Source organism: Streptomyces sp. MB09-01, from assembly GCF_033794505.1.
Classification (GTDB): Bacteria; Actinomycetota; Actinomycetes; order Streptomycetales; family Streptomycetaceae; genus Streptomyces.
Genome location: NZ_JARAYQ010000464.1, coordinates 1 through 3,392 on the forward strand (window position 1 = coordinate 1; position 3,392 = coordinate 3,392).

Here is a 3,392-nt window from a genome sequence, read left to right on the forward strand (position 1 = left end):
GGGGTTGGGGATGTGTTTAAGGGAAAGGTCGGTCAGGGGTCGGACGTGGGGGACACGGCCGGACACGGTCTGTTGCCCAGGATCCTGCCGCCCGGTCCTCGGCCCGTCCTTGAGAGCGCGTCGAGCGGACCTGGCCGGTTCCCCCACCTCCGCTCCAAGGAGCGCACCCCCGGGCGGGCACCGTCAGCGGATACGGAAATTGGCCATCATGCCCATCGCCGAGTGGTCCAGCAGGTGGCAGTGGTAGACGTACGTCCCCTTGAACGTGTCGAACGTGGCGTGCAGCTTCACGCTCTCCCCGGGGAACAGCCGCACCGTGTCCTTCAGCCCGGCCTCGCCCGGCGCCACCGGCACCCCGTTGCGCTCCAGCACCCGGAACTGGACCAGGTGCATGTGGAAGTTGTGCGGGACGATCTTGTTGGTGTTGGTGACCGTCCAGATCTCCGAACTGCCGTGGGCGATGGTCTGGTCGATGCGCTGGTAGTCCCAGACCTGCCCGTCCATGAACCCCTGCGGCTCCTGGCGGCCGTCCTCGTCCATGCTCAAGACGATGTTGCGCTGGACCGTGGCCTTCGCCATCGCCGGCAGGGTGCGCAGCGTCTCGGGCACCCGGCTCGCATCCGAGGCCGTCCGCACGACGTCGAAGCGCAGCACCTTGCCCACCTGGTCGGGTGTCCCCGGTCCCAGGGTGTTCTCCAGCACGATCTTCGTCCCGACCCGGTAGCGGGAGAAGTCGATGACCACGTCCGCCCGCTCCGCCGGGGACAGCCCGATGCTGTCCGTCGGGAAGGGGTGTTCCAGCAGACCGCCGTCCGTACCGATCTGGATCATCTGGCCGCCGTCCGACAGACGCAGCTGGAAGAAGCGCATGTTGGAGGAGTTCAGCAGCCGGAAACGGTACTTGCGGGCCGCGACCTCGACGTACGGGCTCGGCCGCCCGTTGGCCAGGATGGTGGTCCGCCCGAACACGTCGTCCATCTGGTAGACCAGCTGGCCGGCCTCGTCGAAGCGGGCGTCACGCAGCGCGATCGGAACCTCGTACTGGCCGGACGGCAGCGGCAGCGACCGCTCGGTCTCGTCCGAGAGCAGATAGGTCGCCGACAGCCCGCGAAAGACGTGCTCCGACTCCATGTGGTGCGCGTGGTCGTGGAACCACAGGCCGGCGCCCGGCTGCTGGTTGGGGTAGGTGTAGGTGCGCGAGGTGTTCGGCGCGAACGTGTCCATCGGGCCGCCGTCGTTCTCCGGTGACACGCTCCCGCCGTGCAGATGGACCGAGACCGGCATGGTGAGCGTGTTGCGGTGCCGGATCACCACCCTGCGCCCGCTGCGGGCCCGCAGCACCGGCCCCGGGAACTGGCCGTCGTAGGTCAACACCTTCGTCTGCACGCCGGGGATGATCTCCCGCGCCACCTCCTTGATGGTGACCGCGTAGGTGTCCTGGCCGCCCAGCGTCGATATCGGCTGGAGCACCGAAGCCATCGGCATCCGCACGCTGAACGGCGGCGGAACGCTGACCGGCCCGCTCCCGGCCGCCCCGGCAGCGGAGGCCTCGGCGGTCCGGGCACGCAGCAGCGGCGTCAGGCCACCACTGGTGAGCAGGCCGGCGCCGGTCGCGGCGACGGCACCGCCGAGCAAGCTGCGTCTGGTGACCATGAAATGTTCCTCCTGGGAAAAGTGCGGTGCGGGCGGACGCCCGAGAGCGGGGCCGAACACGCCGAGAACACCCGGCATCCGGTACACCGGCCCCCCGGGACAGCCGGCGGCCGGGAATACCCCCGCGTGGCTGTCGCGCCGCGAGTGCACCAGAGGCGGCTTGCGCATCACTGGAGCCCAGATGGTGTGCGCGCGTCAGGCGTTGCGCGGGCCTTGCGGGGCCTTGGTAACCCTCCTCTTGCGTACGTACGACCGCGTACGCCCGACTCGTGCCGCCGAACGGGCGGCCGCTGGGGGAGGCTCCCGTGGACCTGCACGACCTGCACGACTTACGCGACTGGCTGCCGCGCGCACTGACGGTGGCGCAGCGGTGGGGAGAGCAGTTCGGCCCGTACCAGACCCACGACGCGCACCGCGTCCACCCCGACGCCTTCACCGAGGCCTTCGACCGCCTCGCCAAGCGGATGGACCACAACTACCCCTTCTTCCACCCGCGCTACGCCGGACAGATGGTCAAACCGCCCCACCCGGCCGCCGTCACCGGCTACCTCACCGCCATGCTCTTCAACCCCAACAACCACGCCGCCGAAGGCGGACCCGCCACCACCGAGATGGAACGCGAAGCGGTCGCCGAACTCGCCGCCATGTTCGGGCTCGACGCACACGTCGGACACCTCACCACCAGCGGCACCATGGCCAACCTGGAGGCCCTCTACGTCGCCCGCCAGCTCCACCCCGGCCGCGGCATCGCCTACAGCGGCGAATGCCACTACACCCACGAGCGGATGTGCCACGTCCTGGGCATGCAGGGCCACCGCATCCCCACCGACCCCCACGGCCGCATCGACCTGCACGCGCTGGAAGCCGCCCTGCGCTCCGGACACATCGGCACCGTCGTCGTCACCACCGGAACCACCGGCCTCGGCGCGGTCGACCCGGTCCACGAAGTCCTCCCGCTGGCCCGCCGCTACGGAGCACGCGTGCACGTCGACGCGGCCTACGGCGGCTTCTACGCCATCCTGGGCCGCGCCGGCACCGCAGACATCGACGCGGCCCCCTGGCAGGCGATCGCCGCATGCGACTCCGTGGTCGTGGACCCGCACAAGCAGGGCCTGCAGCCCTACGGCTGCGGCGCGGTCCTCTTCCCCGACCCGCGCGCCGGCCGCCACTTCGCACACGACTCGCCGTACACCTACTTCACCGACGCGGACCTCCACCTGGGCGAGATCAGCCTGGAGTGCTCACGGGCCGGCGCGGCCGCCGCCGCCCTGTGGCTGACCCTGCAACTGCTGCCGCTCACACCGGACGGCTTCGGACAGATCCTCACCGCGAACCGCCGGGCCGCACTGCACTGGGCCGACCTGCTGACCGCCTCCGACGAACTCGAGCTCTACCAGCGCCCCGACCTCGACATCGTCACCTACTTCCCCACCACCGCCAACACCTCCCTGTCCGCCATCGACGAGGCCTCCGGCCGGCTGCTGCGCGACGGCATGACGGCGCAGGCGGACCCCGTGTTCCTGAGCGTGCTGCGCGCGGACGCCGACGCCTTCGTACGCCGCCACCCGCACGTCAGCCGGGACGCGGACGCGGCCCGGGTGATCCGCAGCGTCCTGATCAAACCGGAATCCGAGCACTACCTGCCCACCCTGCACGCCCGCGTGGAGGAACTGGCCCGGCACGCCCGCACCACACCCTGACCGCCGACCCGCCTCTTTAACAAATTTCCAACCCCACAA

Annotated in this window: 2 protein-coding genes; one reads left to right on the forward strand and one right to left on the reverse strand. The window is 70.3% G+C overall.

The genetic code is table 11. From position 1 onward, the window contains the following. Window positions 1-183 precede the first annotated feature (183 nt). A complete protein-coding gene (locus PV721_RS42325) occupies window positions 184-1,653 on the reverse strand; it encodes a multicopper oxidase family protein (protein WP_319734065.1) in 1,470 nt (489 codons plus the stop codon). Window positions 1,654-1,958: 305 nt separating this feature from the next. Here PV721_RS42325 and PV721_RS42330 point away from each other — a divergent pair, with 305 nt between their 5' ends. Next, on the forward strand, window positions 1,959-3,353 hold the full coding sequence (locus PV721_RS42330) for a pyridoxal phosphate-dependent decarboxylase family protein (protein ID WP_416371292.1): 1,395 nt from the start codon (window positions 1,959-1,961) through the stop codon (window positions 3,351-3,353). The last annotated feature ends 39 nt before the right edge of the window (window positions 3,354-3,392 follow it).

What these genes read in the sequence shown, in the direction of transcription:
- PV721_RS42325 (WP_319734065.1), bottom strand. Translation starts at nt 1,653, where the DNA reads ATGGTCACCAGACGCAGCTTGCTCGGCGGTGCCGTCGCCGCGACCGGC.